At 62.8% G+C, this 18,068-nt stretch carries 16 protein-coding genes and 2 riboswitches; of the genes, 13 read left to right on the plus strand and 3 right to left on the minus strand.

Annotated features, from left to right (window positions below):
* The first annotated feature begins 50 nt into the window (after positions 1 to 50).
* The gene (locus tag ACIOAU_RS14395) at positions 51 to 2,486 is read left to right on the plus strand and encodes a TonB-dependent siderophore receptor (RefSeq protein ID WP_401182760.1); all 2,436 of its coding nucleotides are present in this window, start codon (positions 51 to 53) and stop codon (positions 2,484 to 2,486) included.
* A gap of 8 nt (positions 2,487 to 2,494) precedes the next feature.
* On the opposite strand, the gene thpR is transcribed toward ACIOAU_RS14395, so the two are convergent.
* Positions 2,495 to 3,040 carry an RNA 2',3'-cyclic phosphodiesterase gene (gene thpR / locus ACIOAU_RS14400; protein ID WP_401182763.1) on the minus strand — a complete coding sequence of 182 codons (546 nt, stop codon included), beginning with the start codon at positions 3,038 to 3,040 and terminating at the stop codon, positions 2,495 to 2,497.
* Positions 3,041 to 3,256: 216 nt separating this feature from the next.
* Between thpR and lpxO the strand changes: the two genes are divergently transcribed.
* The 3 genes from lpxO to ACIOAU_RS14415 all read left to right on the plus strand — a co-directional run bounded on the left by lpxO (position 3,257) and on the right by ACIOAU_RS14415 (position 5,293).
* Entirely contained in the window at positions 3,257 to 4,156 is a 900-nt protein-coding gene (gene lpxO, locus ACIOAU_RS14405) for a lipid A hydroxylase LpxO (protein WP_188036118.1), read from the plus strand.
* Positions 4,157 to 4,301: 145 nt separating this feature from the next.
* Complete coding sequence (locus tag ACIOAU_RS14410) at positions 4,302 to 4,646, plus strand: carboxymuconolactone decarboxylase family protein (RefSeq protein ID WP_181089237.1); 345 nt, start codon at positions 4,302 to 4,304, stop codon at positions 4,644 to 4,646.
* 77 nt (positions 4,647 to 4,723) lie between these two features.
* Complete coding sequence (locus tag ACIOAU_RS14415; RefSeq protein ID WP_401182767.1) at positions 4,724 to 5,293, plus strand: GNAT family N-acetyltransferase; 570 nt, start codon at positions 4,724 to 4,726, stop codon at positions 5,291 to 5,293.
* A gap of 57 nt (positions 5,294 to 5,350) precedes the next feature.
* On the opposite strand, the gene ACIOAU_RS14420 is transcribed toward ACIOAU_RS14415, so the two are convergent.
* On the minus strand, positions 5,351 to 6,097 hold the full coding sequence (locus tag ACIOAU_RS14420) for an outer membrane beta-barrel protein (protein ID WP_401182770.1): 747 nt from the start codon (positions 6,095 to 6,097) through the stop codon (positions 5,351 to 5,353).
* Positions 6,098 to 6,260: 163 nt separating this feature from the next.
* Positions 6,261 to 6,465, plus strand: a riboswitch (cobalamin riboswitch).
* A 111-nt stretch (positions 6,466 to 6,576) separates the two neighbouring features.
* On the opposite strand from ACIOAU_RS14420, the gene ACIOAU_RS14425 reads away from it, so the two are divergent.
* The 7 genes from ACIOAU_RS14425 to ACIOAU_RS14455 all read left to right on the plus strand — a co-directional run bounded on the left by ACIOAU_RS14425 (position 6,577) and on the right by ACIOAU_RS14455 (position 14,977).
* Complete coding sequence (locus tag ACIOAU_RS14425) at positions 6,577 to 8,700, plus strand: TonB-dependent receptor (protein ID WP_401182773.1); 2,124 nt, start codon at positions 6,577 to 6,579, stop codon at positions 8,698 to 8,700.
* Positions 8,701 to 8,840: 140 nt separating this feature from the next.
* A complete protein-coding gene (locus ACIOAU_RS14430) occupies positions 8,841 to 10,007 on the plus strand; it encodes a DUF1624 domain-containing protein (RefSeq protein ID WP_150569065.1) in 1,167 nt (388 codons plus the stop codon).
* 28 nt (positions 10,008 to 10,035) lie between these two features.
* Positions 10,036 to 10,238, plus strand: a riboswitch (cobalamin riboswitch).
* Between the two features lie 126 nt (positions 10,239 to 10,364).
* Positions 10,365 to 11,378 carry an ABC transporter substrate-binding protein gene (locus tag ACIOAU_RS14435; RefSeq protein WP_401182776.1) on the plus strand — a complete coding sequence of 338 codons (1,014 nt, stop codon included), beginning with the start codon at positions 10,365 to 10,367 and terminating at the stop codon, positions 11,376 to 11,378.
* The gene (locus ACIOAU_RS14440) at positions 11,375 to 12,391 is read left to right on the plus strand and encodes an iron ABC transporter permease (protein ID WP_220633756.1); all 1,017 of its coding nucleotides are present in this window, start codon (positions 11,375 to 11,377) and stop codon (positions 12,389 to 12,391) included. The genes ACIOAU_RS14435 and ACIOAU_RS14440 overlap by 4 nt, the downstream gene beginning before the upstream one ends.
* Positions 12,388 to 13,176, plus strand: coding sequence for an ABC transporter ATP-binding protein (locus ACIOAU_RS14445; RefSeq protein ID WP_401182779.1), 789 nt, complete (start codon positions 12,388 to 12,390; stop codon positions 13,174 to 13,176). Before ACIOAU_RS14440 ends, ACIOAU_RS14445 begins: the two co-directional genes overlap by 4 nt.
* 17 nt (positions 13,177 to 13,193) lie before the next feature.
* Complete coding sequence (locus ACIOAU_RS14450; protein WP_312386656.1) at positions 13,194 to 13,634, plus strand: pseudoazurin; 441 nt, start codon at positions 13,194 to 13,196, stop codon at positions 13,632 to 13,634.
* Positions 13,631 to 14,977, plus strand: coding sequence for an OprD family porin (locus ACIOAU_RS14455; protein ID WP_401182783.1), 1,347 nt, complete (start codon positions 13,631 to 13,633; stop codon positions 14,975 to 14,977). The genes ACIOAU_RS14450 and ACIOAU_RS14455 overlap by 4 nt, the downstream gene beginning before the upstream one ends.
* Positions 14,978 to 15,116: 139 nt before the next feature.
* Here ACIOAU_RS14455 and ACIOAU_RS14460 read toward each other — a convergent pair whose 3' ends face one another.
* On the minus strand, positions 15,117 to 15,614 hold the full coding sequence (locus ACIOAU_RS14460; protein ID WP_401182786.1) for a GNAT family N-acetyltransferase: 498 nt from the start codon (positions 15,612 to 15,614) through the stop codon (positions 15,117 to 15,119).
* Between the two features lie 297 nt (positions 15,615 to 15,911).
* Here ACIOAU_RS14460 and ACIOAU_RS14465 point away from each other — a divergent pair, with 297 nt between their 5' ends.
* The gene (locus ACIOAU_RS14465) at positions 15,912 to 16,379 is read left to right on the plus strand and encodes a hypothetical protein (protein ID WP_101323038.1); all 468 of its coding nucleotides are present in this window, start codon (positions 15,912 to 15,914) and stop codon (positions 16,377 to 16,379) included.
* 77 nt (positions 16,380 to 16,456) lie between these two features.
* Positions 16,457 to 18,052, plus strand: coding sequence for a diguanylate cyclase (locus ACIOAU_RS14470; protein ID WP_401182789.1), 1,596 nt, complete (start codon positions 16,457 to 16,459; stop codon positions 18,050 to 18,052).
* Positions 18,053 to 18,068: the final 16 nt, after the last annotated feature.

Raw genomic sequence — 18,068 nt, forward strand, 5'->3', positions numbered from 1 at the left:
TTTCTCGTCGCACCTATCTCCTGACAGCCACTTTTCAACGGGAGAACACCGTGCACAACACCTGGCCCCGCGCCCTGCCCCTGGTACTCGCTCTGAGCAGCCTGAGTGCCCTGGCTCAGGCGCAGACCCTGACCTTCAACCTGCCGGCCGCAAGCCTGGCCGCCACCCTCAACCGCATCGCCAGCCAGAGCGGCAGCATTATCGCGCTGGAGCCAGACCTGGTGCGCGGCAAGCAGGCGCCAGCAGTGGTCGGCCAGATGAGCGCCGAACAGGCCATGCAGACCGCCCTGAGCGGCAGCGGCCTGAAACTGCGGGTGACTGGCAGCGGCCATTTCAGCGTGGCCCCGGCCAATGTCGGCGGCGACGCGCTGGAGCTGGGCGCGACTAGCATCAATAACAACTACCTCGACGCCACCAGCGAAGGCAGCGGCTCCTATGCCGCGCGCGCAGTCACCTTGGGCAAAGGTACCCATACCCTGCGAGAGATTCCCCAGTCGGTCACGGTGATCACCCGTAAGCAGTTGGACGACCAGGGCATCACCGACCTCAAGGACGCGCTCAATCACACCACCGGCATCGTCGGCGCGCAGGGTATCGGCCCGGGCATGGTAGTGACTTCGCGCGGTTTCCAGATCGATGACTGGCAGTACGACGGCGTACCGATCCAGCGCAACAGCTACTCGCTGGGCAACTGGGCGACCCAGGATCTGGTGTTCTTCGATCGCGTTGAAGTGCTGCGCGGCTCCTCTGGGTTGCTGCAAGGCACCGGCAGCCCGGGTGGTGCGATCAACCTGGTGCGCAAGCGCGGCCAGGCGGCGCCGACCGTGGCCATCACCGGCAAGGCCGGCACCTGGGACCACTATGGCCTGCAACTGGATACCGGCGGGCCGTTGACCAGCGACGGCAAGGTGCGCGGGCGGATGGTGCTGGATGAAGACCAGAGCGACAGCTTCATCGACTATCAATGGAGCAAAACCCACTCGCTGTATGGCGCGCTGGACATCGACCTGAACGACGCCACCACGGTTGGCGCAGGTATCAGCTACAGCCGCGAACAGTCTCGGCCGATGCTGCGCGGTATCCCGCGTTACGCCAGCGGCAAGCCGGTCGATCTACCCCGCTCGACCTTCACCGGCGCACGCTGGAGCCGCGCCGAAACCGACGTCACCACCTACTACCTGGACCTCGAGCACCGCTTCAACGACGACTGGACATTCAAGACTGCCGCCGTGCGCATGGACGAGACCAACACCTCCACCCATCAGCGCGTGCAGACGTCCGGCGAAGGCCTGGAGGCCAACGGCGATGGCGTCAGCTACGCCGACTGGATCACTGACTTCCACTCCAGCAAGCTGGGGCTGGATATGAACGTGGTCGGCCACTTCGATACCGGCTCGGTGGCGCACGAAATCACCGTCGGCGGCAACTACGCCAAGCTGACCTCGGATGACGCCTACTGGCGCAAATTCAACGCCGGCAGCGGCAACATCTTCGACATCGATCATGACCGCCCGGAACCGAGCCGCGACAGCCTGCTGGCCGGTCCTTTTGGTCGCCATAACCAAGCCAGCTACGACGTTCGGCAAAAGGGCCTGTACGGCGTCTGGCGCGTCAAGCCGGTTCAGGACCTGACGCTGATTGCAGGTACCCGCGTCAGCTGGTTCGACTACAGCTGGGACTCGATCGACTTCAACAACCCGACCGATCCGGGCACGCGCTACCCCACCAGCCGTATGACCGAGTCAGGTGAGGTCACCCCGTATGCCGGCTTCATCTATGACCTCACCGAGCAATGGTCGTGGTACGCCAGCTATACCGACGTGTTCGTGCCGCAGACCGAACGTGCCCTGGGCAATGCCCCACTCAAGCCGATCGTTGGCAGCAACTACGAGACCGGCCTCAAAGGCGAGTTGCTCGATGGCCGGGTCAACACCTCGCTGGCGATCTTCCGTTATGACCAGGAAAACCGCGCGGTTACCGATATCGCATCGGGCCAGGAATGTGATGGCTGGTACTGCTCGATGGCCTCCGGCAAGGTCCGCAGCCAGGGGGTCGAAGCCGAGATCAGCGGCGAGCTGGTCAGCGGCCTGCAGCTGTTCGCCGGCTACACCTACAACACCACCACGTTTCTTGATGACCCGGAAAACGAAGGCCGCACTTTCAGCCAGTGGACGCCCAAGCACATGTTGCGCACCTGGGCCGATTACCAGCTGCCAGTCGACGGCCAGCGCTGGAGCACTGGCATGGGCTTCACCAGCCAGAGCCACACCCTGGGTTACGAGCGCAGCTACGAGGTGCCCGGCTACACGGTATGGAGCGCGCGGGTGGCGTATCAGCTGAGCCCAGAAGTGAATCTTGCGCTGAACGCCAACAACCTGTTCGACAAGAAATACTGGGTCGCCGGCTTCAACCAGCTCAACGGCAGCAACAACTATGGCGAGCCGCGCAATCTGATGTTCTCGGTCAAGTACACGCCGCAGTTCTGAAGCGCTTCTCAGACCTCCAGCGGCCACTGCGCCAACGGCCAATAGCGGCCCTTGCGTGACTCGTACAAGGTGAAGTGCCGCGCACTGAGGTAAAAATCAGCCGCCACGCTGGCCTCCGGCACCTGCCCCTGAAAGTCACGCGCCAGGGTCAGGTGCGCGCGGTACTCACGGCTGCTGCGGGCGATGCCCAGGCCCAGCGCGGCCTGTTCCAGGGCGTACACCAACTGGCGCAGGGCGGGCGGCGCATCACTTGCCTGCAACACCAGCGCTTGCGCCCGTGGCCACACCTGCAATTGATCGAGCAGCACGCGTAACGGCGCGACCGGCCGTTTGATCTGGTCGACCGCAGCGCACAGAGCGGGTAACTGCGCACTGTCGACATCCCCGAGAAACAGCAGGGTCAGATGGAAGTTGTCGGCGGGCACTGGCTTGCCGCTGCGCAACTCAAGTTCACGGCGCCACTGAGCGACGCTGCGGCGCTGGTCATCACTGACTGGCAGGGCAAAAAACAGTCGCTTGAACGGGCTGCCGCTGGGGCGCGTTTCCTTGGCCATGTTCGCTCCGGATTAATGAACGGATCAGTCGAGTGTACCGGCCTCGCGGATCGGAGATGAGCCGAAAATCCTAGCGGAAACGTTTGCGCGACACCTAGGCAATGCCACCAAAGTACCGTCGATCAAATGTAACAATAAGTACAAAGTCGTACGCGGTTTGTTTATGCTGGCGCGCTCTAGCCATGGCTCATGGCCATTCTCTACAAGTGTTTGTCGATGAAAATTGCTTTCGTACTAATCTTCGTCCTCTCGATTGCCTATGTGCATCTGCGTGGTCGTGTGCGCCACAAACTGACGCGCCAGCTGGGCGATCATTCGAGTTTCCTCGCGCCGATCAACAGCTTCCTCTACCTGTTTTCCAGGCTGCCGGCCAAACCCTACCTGCCGGTCGATGCCTTCCCTGAGCTGCAACCACTCAAGGACAACTGGCAGGAAATCCGCGCTGAAGCCCAGCAACTGCTGCACGTTGGCGAAATCAAAAAGTCCGACAACCATGACGACGTCGGCTTCAATTCGTTCTTCAAGACCGGCTGGAAGCGCTTCTACCTGAAGTGGTATGGCGAGACCCACCCGTCGGCGATGACCCTGTGCCCGCGCACCACCGAGCTGCTGCAAGGCATCGGTACGGTCAAGGCGGCCATGTTCGCCACCCTGCCCCCAGGCGCCAAGCTGGTTCGCCACCGTGACCCGTATGCCGGCTCCTATCGTTATCACCTGGGCCTGGACACGCCGAACGACGATGGCTGCTATATCGATGTCGACGGCGAAAAATACTCGTGGCGCGACGGCGAGGCGGTGATTTTCGACGAAACTTACATCCACTACGCCGCCAACACCACCGAGCACAACCGCATCATCCTCTTTTGCGATGTCGAGCGGCCGCTCAAGTACCGCTGGGCTAGCGCCTTCAACCGCTGGTTCAGCCGCAAGGTGATGGCCGCGGCTGCAGCGCCCAACAACGCCAATGACAAGACTGGCGCAATCAACCGCCTGTTCACCCGCATCTACAAAATCCGCGAGCGTGGCAAGGCGTTGAAAAAACGCAACCGCATGCGCTATTACCTGGAAAAGTGGCTGGTGGTAGCGGCCCTGGTGCTGGTGTTCATCTACATCTGATGCAGCCTGGCAAGGCGCCGTCATGCCGGCGGCGCTGAATGCTTGCTACCTAAGTGCAACACGCTTTCGACTATTATCCCGCTCGCCAACGCTCTCCACTCGACTAGCCTGAAAGCTCCTGCCGCAACCCTACAAGGTGAAGACAATGAGCATGATGGACTGGGACGCCTACCGTAAGCAGCTGATGGCTGGCATCGGCGACCTCAAGCAACTCTCACCGGACACCGTCGCGGGCTACATGACCGCCAGCGGCGCCGGGGCCAAGACCAACCACCTGGATGCCAAGACCCGCGAATTGATCTCGCTGGCGGTTGCCGTCACCACCCGCTGCGACGGCTGCATTGCCGTGCACTCCAAGGAAGCCCTCAAGCAGGGCGCGACCCGCGAGCAGATCGCCGAGGCGCTCGGTGTCGCCGTGGCAATGAACGCTGGAGCTGCGCTGGTCTATTCGACCCGAGCTCTGGATGCGCTGGGCAAAGCCGACGAGTAAGCCTGTCGGCGTCGCCGCACTTGCGCGGCGGCGCCTGCACCACCAGACTTGCCGGCTCAGCCCGTGCAGGTACCGCCATGATCCACATTCGCCCCATGACCGCCGCCGACTTCGAGGCCTTCTGGCCCACTATGCAAAACATCGTCCAGGCCCGCGAAACCTACGCCTTCGACCCGCAGATCAGCTTCGAGCAGGCGCGCCAACTGTGGCTGGAAGCACCGCTGCATACGCTGGTGGCGGAGCAGGACGGCGAGCTGCTTGGCTCGTATTACCTCAAAGCCAATGCCGCCGGACCCGGCGCCCATGTGGGCAATTGTGGTTACATGGTCTGCCCGGCTGCACGCGGGCGTGGCGTGGCCAGGCTGATGTGCGAGCACTCGCAGAAGCTTGCCCGTCAGGAAGGGTTTCTGGCGTTGCAGTTCAATTCGGTGGTGGCGAGTAACGAGGTTGCCGTAGCGCTGTGGCGCAAGCTTGGCTTCGATGAGGTCGGCCGCCTGCCCAAGGCCTACCGGCATGCCCGGCTGGGGCTGGTGGATTGCCTGGTGATGTACAAATGGCTGGCGGATGAGCCGGTGGTGGAGAAACCTGCGCTGCTGATCGGGCGCATGAACATTGAAGCGCGGGTGTCGCGGCGGCGTGGCAAGTAGCCGCGTATCTGCGTAGTAAACGGGGACCGCTATGCGGCCCCCTGCTAACGCGCTGAATCAGAACGCCAGACCTACCTTCACGCCGAACTCATCACGCTTGAGCTTGGTATTGTCGGCTGCATCCGACTCTTCATCGAGTTTGTACTCGGTGCGGGTGTAGTAGACGCTGCCGTAAATGGGCATACCGCCCTGCTGGTTCATCAGCAGGCTGACTTCGGCATAAGGGTTGGTGCGGTCTTTCATATCGACGGTGTCGCTGCCGAAATCGTCGACCTTGAGCTTGGCGCGGCCGTCGAGGGTGCGGCGGGCACCGACTTCCACGCGCAGCGTCGAAGCATCGAACTGGTGGTTGTAGCCGACGGCAGCCTTGGCGAACGGCGACTTGTAGGTCAGCTCGGTATCCAGCTCGTTGAGCTCCGGTTCGAAGCGCGACCAGTCATAACCACCGCCCACGGTGAAGTCGAGGAAGTTGCGCGCGTCCATCGCAGCACGCCAGCCCAGGTCCAGATCAACCTTGGCCTCCTTGAGCTTGTTGTCGCTCTTCTTGCCATACTTGGCGTCCGCGCCAATCTGGTAGATGAAACCGGATTCGGCGGTCATCTTGTTGCCATAGTTGGCGAACAGGCCACCTTGACCGAGGTGATCGGTCTCCGATTCAGAACCGCCTTCGAACTTGAATTTGTCGTAGCTGCCGAGCAGGCCGAAAGTGAACAGCGGATCGGTACTTGGCGCAGCGCTGGCAGCAAGCGGGGCAGCGATCAGGGCCAGCAGGCAAGAATGACGCAACAGGTTACGGGTGGACATTGGTAAAGGTCTCCATGACGTGGGTGTTTCTGTGACAATCGAGCGGTTCGATGCACACCAAATGTGAAAAGTTCGAAAAAGAATCAGTAAAAACTCGCAAACCTCTAATGCGTCACAAATTTTTCTTAGCGCCAAGGTTTGACTAAGGCCACTTTCGATGCTCAGATGCGCGCCAGTTTCAGGTGTCCTGCGCCGCCGTGCGCAGGGTGAAACGGGAAGCCGGTGCGTCATCTGCATGATTAGTCCGGCGCTGCCCCCGCAACGGTAAGCGAGTGAAACCTTCGACACACCACTGTGCCCGTGCACGGGAAGGTGAAGGTTTCCAGCCCTCGCAAGCCCGGAGACCGGCCTGCAACTTTCAGTTGGCAAACCCGCGGTGGGCGGGCGCAGGCCGGTTTGCGCGTGCGCCCAGCGTTCGTGCCCGCTTGTCTTTGCGTTGTTTCCACCGGGATCCTTACTTCCTGCACCAGTGGAACGACATGTCCCGTACCAATACCTTTACTCTTCTGGCGGCCTGCATTGCCGCCGCTTCGCCAGCCGTGGCCGCAGAGCCGACGAGCAAGGTCGTCGCCCTGCCCTCTATCGCGATCAGCGAACGCCGCGACGCAAGCGCCGACCTCACCAGCAGCAGCGAGACCGGCTCGCGCCTCGGCCTGACTGCCTTCGAAACACCAGCCAGTGTCAGCAGCCTTAGCGCCGAACAGATCCAGCAGCGCAGCAACCTCACCGTGCAGGATGCGGTCACCCGCACCCCGGGTATCACCTCCATCGGCACCCCAGGCGATGGCGGCACTGGCCTCAGCGCACGCGGCTTCAACGGCCATGGTTCGGTGATGACCCTGTTCGACGGCGCGCGCCTGTACACCGGTGCCGGCACCCAGACTTTCCCGGTCGACCCATGGCTGGTCGAACGTATCGAAGTGCTGCGCGGTCCGGCGTCGGTGTTATACGGCGAAGGCGCCACCGGCGCGGTGGTCAACGTCATCCCGAAAAAGCCCGTGCAAGGCGAGATCCACAACCAGCTGCGCCTGGGCTACGGCTCATGGGACCGCCAGCAACTGGGCCTGGACAGCGGCGGCAGCCTGAGCGAGCGCCTCAGCTACCGTGCCACCATCAACAAGCAGCAAGGCAATGGCCATATCGACCGCGGCGACTCACGCAACCTGGCCCTGAGCCTGGCACTGCGCTTCGATGCCAACGAAGACCTGAGTTTCACCCTCGCCCACGAACGCGGCGACGCCGAGCCGATGAACTACTTCGGCACACCGCTGATTGCCGGGCACTACCGTGACAGCCTGCGCGACAAGAACTACAACGTGCGTGACGCCGAATTGCGCTACCACGATGAATGGACCCGCCTGAGCAGCGAGTGGGCTATCAGCGACAACGTCAGCGCCAGCAACCAGCTCTATTACATCAAGAGCCGTCGCCACTGGCGCAACGCCGAAAACTACAACTGGGACGCAGACGTCGGCCAACTGCTGCGCAATGGCTTTCTAGAGATCAAGCACAACCAGGAGCAGATCGGTGATCGCCAGAGCTTCACCTTCCAGCACAGCCTGTTTGGCCTGGCCAGCACGACCGTGGTGGGCGCCGAATACAACAAGATCCGTTTCCGCCTGACCAACAACTGGCCCTACAACGATATCGGCAACGACTACATTGACCCGTGGCAGCCCGCGCCCGGCCAGTTCGTCAGCGCCACGCCGCTGCAACCGCGCTCGTTCAGTACCACCCACAGCGCAGCGCTGTTCGCCGAAAACCGCACGCAGTTGACTGAGCAGCTGTCGCTGGTCACCGGTATTCGCCGTGATCAAAACCACATCGAGCGCGATAACCTGGTCGACGGCAGCCGCACCGACCGCAGTCTCAGCGGCGGCAACTGGCGCGCAGGGCTGGTCTATGCGCTGACGCCGGACCTGGCGCTGTACGGCCAGTACTCGACCAGTGAAGACGGTGTGGAAAACCTGGTCAGCCTCAGCCCGGCACAGATGAACTTCGACCTGACCGAAGCGCGCCAGACCGAACTTGGCGTCAAGCAGCGCTTTCTTGATGGCCGTGGCGAGTGGACCTTGGCCGCTTATCACATCGTCAAGAAAAAGCTGCTGGTCGACGACCCTGTCAGCCATCAACCGCAACAGGCCGGCCAGCAGACCTCCGATGGCCTGGAAGCGACCCTCGAATTGGCCTTGGCCAACCAGTGGCAGCTGTCGGCCAACGCCGCGCTGCTACGGGCCAAGTACGACGACTTCAATGAAAGCGTGGCAGGCGTTGCCACCGACCGCAGCGGCAAACGCCCGGCCAATGTGCCGCGACGCAGTGCCAACCTGTGGCTGAGCAAAGGCTTTGGCCAGGACGTCGATGCCGGCGTCGGCCTGCGTTATGTCGACACGCGTTACGCCGACACCGGCAATAGCCAGAGCATCCCCAGCTACACCGTGGTCGATGCCAACCTGGGCTGGCAAGTGCAGCCTGACGTGCGCCTGGGCCTGCAGTTGAACAACCTGCTAAACCGCAACTACGTGACGGCCGCCTACAGCGGCGAGCAGTGGCTGCTGGGCGCACCACGCTCGTATTTCGCCACGCTTGACTACAGCTTCTAAACACGATTCACCCTGGCTGGCCGCGCTGCAACGGGCTAGCCAGGGCCTTCATGGGCACTACGCTCACCGACAAAAGACTTTCAACAGGAAAACCAATCGTTATAAGATAACGTTACACGAAACCTCACCAGCGAATTTTCATGACAACCGCCCTGACTTCTCCCACCCTCGTCAGCCGACGCCTGCAGAGCATCGATGCCCTGCGCGGACTGGTCATTCTGTTCATGCTGCTCGATCACGTACGCGAGACCTTCTTCATGCATCACCAGGTGGTTGATCCGATGACCATCGAAAGCACCGAACCTTCGCTGTTTTTCAGCCGCACCCTGGCGCATCTGTGCGCCCCGGTGTTTGTCCTGCTGACCGGTCTTTCGGCCTGGCTGTATGGCGAGAAGTATCAAGGCCGCGGCGCCACCTCGGCGTTCCTGTTCAAGCGCGGGCTGTTTCTGGTGGTGCTGGAATTCACCCTGGTCAACTTCGCCTGGACCTTCCAGTTGCCCCCGACGGTGATCTACATGCAGGTGATCTGGGCGATCGGCGTAAGCATGATCGCGCTGTCACTGCTGGTCTGGCTGCCACGCCCGGCGCTGATCGCGCTTGGTGCGCTGATCATCGCCGGGCATAACCTGCTCGACGGCGTGCACTTTGCGCCCGGCTCGGTCATGCATGTGCCGTGGGCGATCCTGCATGACCGCGGCTGGCTGGAAGTGTCCGACAGCCTGCGCATGCGCACTTCCTACCCGGTGCTGCCGTGGATTGGCGTGATTGCCCTTGGCTACGCCCTCGGCCCGTGGTTCGCCCGCAGCAGCGTCGCCAGCATGCGCCAACGGCGCTTGCTGCTGGCGGGAGTAGCGGCCCTGCTCGGCTTCGTCGGCCTGCGCCTGCTCAATGGCTACGGCGAAGCGCCGTGGAGCAGCTACCCAAGCCTGATGCAGACCGTGATGAGCATTTGCAACATCACCAAGTACCCACCGTCGCTGCTGTTCCTGGCGCTGACGCTGGGCGCCGGGCTGCTGTTGCTGCGCGGTTTCGAACGCGCCGGCCAGGCGCGCTGGATCAATGTGCTGGCGGTGTTCGGCGCGGCGCCGATGTTTTTCTACCTGCTGCACCTGTATGTGCTCAAGCTGCTGTACCTGGCCTGTGTCGCGCTGTTCGGGCTCAATCAGGGTGGTTATTTCGGCTTCGACAGCATCGGCTTCATCTGGCTGACTGCCGGCTTGCTGGCGGCGGCGTTGTACCTGCCGGTGCGCCAGTTTGCCCAACTCAAGGCACGCCGCCGCGACATCAGCTGGCTCAAGTATCTCTGAAAAGCGTTTTCCCCCGGCGGCGTGATGGTCTACCATGCCGCCCGCCGGTTTCCATCACGGAACTAACAGGGAATCCCAGGCCTGCCCTTGAATGCAGGCGAAACGGAACTGCCCCCGCAACTGTAAGTGCCGAGCCTGCTCCATCGATGCCACTGGGTTGCTGACCCGGGAAGGCTGGAGCCAGGCCATGACGCACCAGTCAGGAGACCTGCCGGCAAACATTTACCAACCGGCGGGGTGTCCGGGCTGGCCATCTCCACCCTTCCCAGGGTGCTTCCCGTTGCCGTGCGCTATGGGCAAGGCGATGCCTGTCCGTGGGTTCATTCCCCGCATTGTTCGATAGGAGATCGCCCACCCATGCTGCCCCGTTTCGTGACCCTGCTGGCAGGCCTGAGCCTGTCTGGCCTGGCCCAGGCCGCCGCCACCCACTATCCGCTGACCATCGACAACTGCGGCGCGGTGCAGACCTTTGCCCAGGCGCCGCAGCGCGCAGTGACCATCGGCCAGGCCGGTACCGAAATGCTCTATGCACTGGGCCTGGGCGACAAGCTGGTGGGCACCTCGCTGTGGTTCAACAACGTGCTGCCCGAGTTCAAGGCGCAGAACGACCAGGTCGAGCGCCTCGCTGACAACGACCCAAGCTTTGAAGCAGTGGTCGGCAAGCGGCCGCAACTGGTAGCTGCGCAGTTCGAATGGATGATCGGCGCACAGGGTGTGGTCGGCACCCGTGAGCAGTTCAACGAGCTGAACGTGCCGACCTATGTGCTGCCGTCCGATTGCGAAGGCAAGGACAACCTGGTCGGTGCCGACGGCACCCGGCTGCAGCCGTTCCAGATCGCCAGCATCTACAAAAGCGTCAGCCAACTGGCCGAGATCTTCGACGTGCAGGCGCGTGGCGAAGCGCTCAACAACGAGCTCAAGCAGAGCCTGGACACTGCCCGCAATCAACTGGCCGACCACGACCTGACGCAGACCTCCGCCCTGTTCTGGTTCTCCAGTGCCGACCTCGACATCGACCCATATGTCGCCGGCCGCCAGGGCGTGGCCGACTTCATGTTGCAGACCCTGGGCGTGCGCAACGTGGTCGAGTCCAGCGAAGAGTGGCCAACGGTTGGCTGGGAAACCCTGGCCAAGGCCAACCCGACCTGGCTGATCATCGCCCGCATGGACCGCCGCCGCTTCCCTGCCGATGACTACCAGAAGAAGCTCGAATTCCTCCGTAGTGACCCCGTCACCAAACACATGGACGCCGTTCGCGAGGGCCGCATCATCGTCCTCGATGCCGACGCGATGCAGGCCGGTATTCGCCTGTTCCGTGGCCTGGAGACGCTGTCCAACGCGTTTGCTTCGGGGAAAGCCGAGCAACCATGATGCGTCTGCTGCCCTACTGCGCCGCTGCCCTGCTCGCCTTGCTGGGGGCGATGCTTGCCGGTATCGCCATTGGTGAAACGCCAGTGGCGCCCAGCGTGGTCGTGCAGGTCCTGGCCAACCACCTGTGGGACGCCGGTTACCCAGTCGACCCGATCGACGCGGGCATCGTCTGGAACTATCGCCTGACCCGCACCCTGGTGGCTGCCGCATGCGGCGCCGGGCTGGCGACCTGCGGGGTGATCCTGCAGGCGCTGCTGCGCAATCCGCTGGCCGAGCCGTATCTGCTTGGGTTGTCGGCGGGCGCCTCGACGGGTGCGGTCGCGGTAGCCTTGCTTGGGCTTGGTGGCGCTGCGCTGTCGATGTCGGGCGGCGCGTTCATTGGTGCACTGGCAGCGTTCGGCCTAGTCCTGTTGCTGTCGCGGGCCAGCGGTGCTGGCGGCGGCAATGCCCAGGTGATTCTGGCCGGGATCGCTGGCTCGCAGTTGTTCAGCGCGCTTACGGCATTCTTGATCACCAAGTCGGCGACTGCCGAACAGGCGCGCGGCATTCTGTTCTGGCTGCTGGGTAACCTGAGCGGCGTGCGTTGGCCGTCGGTGTGGCTGGCGGTGCCGGTGGCGCTGCTGGGTTTGGCGGTATGCCTGTGGCATCGGCGCACCCTCGACGCCTTTACCTTCGGCGCCGACTCGGCGGCCTCGCTGGGTATTCCGGTGCGCCGCAGCCAACTGCTGCTGATCAGCTGCGCGGCGCTGGTTACGGCAGTGATGGTATCGATTGTCGGCGCCATCGGCTTTGTCGGCCTGGTCATTCCGCACGCACTGCGCCTGCTGCTCGGCACCGGGCACAGCCGCCTGCTGCCGGCCAGTGCCCTGGGAGGTGCGCTGTTCCTGATCAGCGCCGATATCCTCTCGCGGACCTTGATTCCTGGGCAGGTGATTCCGGTCGGCGTGGTCACTGCGCTGATTGGCGCGCCGCTGTTCGCCTTGATTCTGGTAAGCCGCCGGGGGCGCGCATGACCAACCTCAACAGCGTGAATCTCGCGCCGCTCAGTTGCCGAGGCCTTGGCCTGCGTCTGGGTGGCAACGATGTGCTCGAAGCGGTCGAGCTTGAGGTGATCGCCGGGGAAACCCTCGGCGTGGTTGGCCCAAATGGCTCCGGCAAATCGACCCTGCTCAAACTGCTTGCCGGCCTGCTCAAACCGAGTAGCGGCGAAGTGCAGCTGCTCGGCCAGCCACTGGCGCGCATGCCCCGGCGGCAGATCGCCCAGGCTTTGGCTCTGGTCGAGCAGCAAGCCGACACCAGCGATGCCATCAGCGTGTATGACGCCGTGGCCCTGGGCCGCACACCATGGCTGTCGGCGCTGGCGCCGTACTCCCCCGATGATCGGCGTATCGTCGAGCAGGCCCTTACCGATCTTGACGCCCTGCACTTGCGCCAGCGCCTCTGGCACAGCCTGTCCGGCGGCGAGCGGCAGCGCGTGCACATCGCCCGCGCCCTGGCCCAGCGGCCAGGCGTATTGCTGCTCGATGAGCCAACCAACCACCTCGATATCCAGCACCAACTGAGCCTGCTGCAGCAGGTCCAGGCACTGCCGGTGACGACCTTGGTGGCTTTACATGATTTGAACCAGGCGCTGACCTGCGACCGCCTCGCGGTGCTCGACCAAGGCCGCTTGGTAGCCCTCGGCAAGCCGCATGACGTGCTGACCCCAGAGCGCCTGCTGCGCACCTTCGGCGTGCACGCTCACTACCTCACCGATCCTTATGACGGCGCCCGCATACTGCGTTTTCGCGCCCCTTGAACACGGATGTTCCCACTATGTTTTCGCGCCCTCTCGCCTTGCTGCTGTGCAGCGCCCTACTCGCCCCGCCGGCTCACGCCGAAATCCATGAAGTAAAGATGCTCAACCGCGGCAGCGACGGCGCCATGGTCTATGAACCGGACCACCTGCACATCGCTCCCGGCGACAGCGTGCGCTTTGTGCCGACCATGAGCGGGCACAATGCCGCGACCCTGGCCGAGCTGCTGCCAGCCGGCGCCGAAGCCTTCAAGAGCAAGCTCAATCAGCCCCACGAGCAGCAGTTCAGCGTACCGGGGTTGTATGCAATTCAGTGCATTCCGCACCTGGCGATGGGCATGGTCATGTTGATCCAGGTTGGCGAACCGGCGGTCGATATGCCGGCCCTGCCGGCGACCTTGCCAGCCCGGGCCAAGGCCCGTCTGCAAGTACAGCTGGAGAAACTGGGAACAGGTCAGTGAGCCATTTCAAGCGCGCTGCTGCTCTGCTCCCGCTGATCACTGTCTCCCCTCTGGCAGCCGCCGAGTCTGCCCAGGCAAAGGCCAACGGACTGATTGAAGACAGCAGCTGGAGCCTGCTCAACCGCAGCGTATTCGACCAGCGCGATTATCGTCACGGCGCCAGCAACAGCGGCGCGCGCAACGCCTACAAACCGCGTAGCGAGCGTAGCGGCAAAGCCGAAGAGTGGGGCTATGGCCTGATGGGCACCTTGCAGTCAGGTTTCACCCAGGGCCTGATCGGGGTTGGCGTCGATGCCCACGCTTACCTCGGCGTGCAACTCGACAGCGGCGGCGGCCGTGCGGGCAAGGCGCGCTTGCTCAGCGTGGACAATCAAGGCCACCCGAAAACCGAGTACAGCCGCGCTGGCGCCGCACTTAACCTGCGAATGGCCGACACGGTGCTGAGCTACGGTGAACAACGGGTAAAAACGCCGGTATTCAACGCCTCCGACAGCCGCCTGCTGCCAGAGACTGCAACCGGCTGGTTGTTGACCAGCAACGAAGTTGACACCTTGAAACTGGTTGCCGGGCACTTCACCGAGAGCGCCGACCGTAACGCCAGCAGCCACAACCAAGGCCTGGTGGTGAACTACTCGAATGCCCTCAAGGGCGACAGCTTCGACCTCGCCGGCATGGTCTGGAACCCGAGCGACTCCGTCAGCGCCAGCCTGTACACCTCGCGCTATGAAGACACCTGGAACCAGCACTACCTGGGCAGCACCCTCAGCCACGCGTTGAGCGACCAACGCAGCGTCAGCCTCGACCTCAACCTGTACCGCACCCGCGACACCGGCAAGGCCTTGTCCGGGCAGATCGACAACACCACCTGGAGCCTGGTCTCGCGCTACAACCACGGGCCACACGGTTTCAGTCTCGGCTGGCAGCAAGTGCACGGCGACACCCCGTTCGACTACGTCAGCCGCGGCGCCATTTTCATCAGCAACGCGGTGCAGCTGTCCGACTTCAACGCCCCCAATGAGAAGTCCTGGCAGGCGCGCTACGACCTGAACATGGGCGCCTACGGCGTGCCTGGGTTGAACCTGACGGCGCTGTATGTACGCGGTTTCGACATCGACGGCAGTCGTGTCGATCCACGCGGCGGTTATGCCTATCTCGGTTATGGCCGCGGCGGCAAACATTGGGAACGCGACCTGGAAGCGCGCTATGTAGTACAGAGCGGCAAGGCCAAAGGCACGGTGTTCTCTCTGCGGCATGACGTGCATCGTGGGAACACGGCGCAAGCTGAGCTGGATGCGGATCAGATTCGGGTAGCGGTGGAGTATCCGCTTACGGGTGGGTTTTGAGGCAGGCAGAGCGAAGCTGATCAGAACGAGAAACTCTGACTGCGTCTGCGCTTATCTACCTCAGTCGGTTCGCCAAACGGTCCCGGCAACCTGCCGACGGCGACGCCTTAGCTCAACCCCGACAGTGCCTTCTCACCCACTACACCAGCAGCAACTGCATATGCGTCGTTTGCCATACAGGGTCCTGTTCAATATCGGTGACGACAAACCCTTGCCGCTCCCAGAAGCGAATCGCTCCTGGCAGAAACGGATGCGTATGCAGATACAAACATTCGATTCCAGCAGCCTTGGCCCGCAACCGCAGCTCTGCAAACAGCGCTGCGGCCAGACCAAAGCGGCGGTACTCGGGCAAAACGAACAGCCGCACCACTTCCACCACAGTGAAGTCGTGATAATTCAGCTGGCTGAAGCGGTGGTCGTAAGGCCGGTAGCCGATGGCTGCGACCAGCCGGCCGTTGTCGCGCGCGGTCAAGAAACAGCCGCCACCTTGCAGGTAGGTATCGCTGAACCGGGCAAGGTCAGCCGGCAGCGGTGCGTCAGCCAGCAGCGGAAACAGCTCCCGCCGCGAGTCGTTGACGAACGCGACCACCTCGTCGATGGCATCGGCGGCTACCGAAGTGATAATCCAGTCTGTCATTGCGCTCAGGCCTTGAAGCGAGGTGAAAGCCAACTTCTACCCGATCGCCAGCCCGTGCGCAATTGCACGGGCGCGCTCAAGCTGACTGGCGAAACGGCAGGCGCTGCGGATCAGTCCGCAACGTCGCGGCAAAACTGTTCTTGAGGGGGTATTCAGCTGCAGCTGGGCAGCCGCCGTCAAAAACGATGTGTTTACTTTCCGGACATCTGTGCAGGCCGTTTCCCACGCAGCGCAACTGCCACGCAGGCCCTGGAAAAACGGTAAACTTGCCACCCCACTGTGCCCAAGGGCTGCTCGATGAATCGCTTGCTCAACCTGCTGCTGCCCGTGCTCTTGCTCGGTGCCCTCGCTGCCTGCGACCAGCAGCCCAGCCGCGAACAACAGATCCTCGCCAAGCTGCCCTTGCAAGCCGCCTACGAGCACAACATCGGCAGGATGGCCTCACTGCTGGCCATGACCCACCCGCAGGTCCCCGAAGAGCAGATCAAGCAGGTACTGCGCAAGCACCTCACCGTCGAGGACCAGCGCAACGACCTGTTCAAGCTGTACAGCACAGCCAACTTCAGCGATGCCGAATTCGAGACCATCGTCGAGGCAACGCAAAACCCCGAGAAAGCCAAGGCACTCGGTGACACCGAGCAGGGCAAACGCCTCAGCGAGAAGCTCACCGGTCTGATGCGCGCCAGCGCCCAGGACAAAGCGGTACAGGCCCTCGCCGCGCAACGTATGCAGCAGGTCGAGGACGATCTGCAAGCGCTGCCTTGAACAGCCCGGTTTAGCTGTAGCTGTAATCACGCGAAACGCATAAGGTATTTCGCAGTAACCCGTCAGTGAGGTCAGGATTGCCACACGCCAAGAAAGGACTGCGCCTGGATCTGCGCACACTCATCCTCGTACTCTCGGCGCTGACTGCAGTGACCATGCTGCTGACCAGCTATTTCGCCAGTTACCGGGTACAACGCCAACTGCTGATCGACCACTCACTGGAAGCCAACCGGGTCTACGCGGCAAAACTTGCAGCAATCACCGATACGTTTCTGGGCAACGCGCTGCAGCAACTGGGCTTCAGTGCCGGGGTGCAGGCGCACAACCTGAACGATGCGCCCTCGCTGCTGGCCGAGACCGAGCGGGTGCTGCAGCAGAGCATCGCCTTCAACTCGACCTTTCTGGTCGACGCCCAGGGGTTTCTGCGCGCCGTTTCGCCCGCGCCACTGCGCCACCTGATCGGCACCCATGTGCAGACGCCAGGCTCGCAAGAGGCCCTGCGCGAACGCCGCCCGCTGGTATCAACACCTTTTCTGTCGGCAGCCAATAACCTGGTGGTGGTGCTGTCACAGCCGATCTTCGATGGGCAAGGCAAATACCTGGGCTATGTCGGCGGCAGCGTGTACCTGCGTGAACGCAACTTCCTCAACAGCATGCTCGGCGAGCACTACTACAAGGATGGCTCGTACCTGTACGTGGTCGACCGTAACCGGCGTCTGCTCTATCACCCAGACCCGGAGCGGGTCGGGACAGTGGTCGAGGGTAATTCCCTGATCGATCAGCTCCCCGCCCTGTCTGAGGGCACCCTGCAGATCCACAACAGTGCCGGCGTGGAGATGCTCGCCGGTTTTGCCACAGTGCCAAGCACGGGCTGGGGCGTTATCGCGCAGCAGCCGCTGAGCCAGACAGTAGCGCCAATGCGTCAGCTGATTCTGAATGTGGTGCTACTGTCGGCGCCGTTGGCATTGCTTGGTTTTCTCGCCCTGTGGTGGTTTGCCCTGGCCATCACCCGGCCGCTGTGGCAACTGGCGGCGGGCGCGCTGGCGCTGGACCGCCCTGGCACGGCCGAACATCTGCACAAGGTGCGTGCTTGGTACTTCGAAGCGGCCGAGTTGAAGCGCGCTTTGCTGTTTGGCCTCAATCTGCTGCAGGAGCGCATCGGCCGGCTCAACCGGGACGCGCAAACCGACCCCTTGACCGGGCTCGGTAACCGCCGCAGCCTCGAATACAACCTGTCGCTGCTCAAGGCCGAGGAGCGTAACTTCGCCGCTGTCGTGCTCGACATCGATCACTTCAAACGGATCAACGACACTTACGGCCATGCAGTGGGTGATCAGGCCCTGCGCCAGTTGGCCGAGCTGATGCGCAGCTGTTGCCGTGAAGTCGACGTGCTCTGCCGCACCGGTGGCGAGGAGTTCATCATGATCCTGCCTGGCGCCAGCCTGGAGATCGCCATCGTGGTTGCCCAGCGGTTGCGCATTTGCGTGCAGGACACACCGCTCGCTGCGGTCGGTGCGATCACCGTGTCGCTGGGCGTAGCCCATTGGCAGGCCAACTCTGGCAGCCTGCCGGCCGAGGTGCTCAGCGAGGCCGACGCTGCGTTGTATGTGGCCAAGCAGAACGGGCGCAATCAGGTCCAGGTCGCGCGCAGTGGCGAGGCGGCGCACAGCTGAACTGAGCGTTTGCCGC

The organism is Pseudomonas sp. NPDC088322, assembly GCF_044740745.1.
GTDB lineage: Bacteria > Pseudomonadota > Gammaproteobacteria > Pseudomonadales > Pseudomonadaceae > Aquipseudomonas > Aquipseudomonas shirazensis.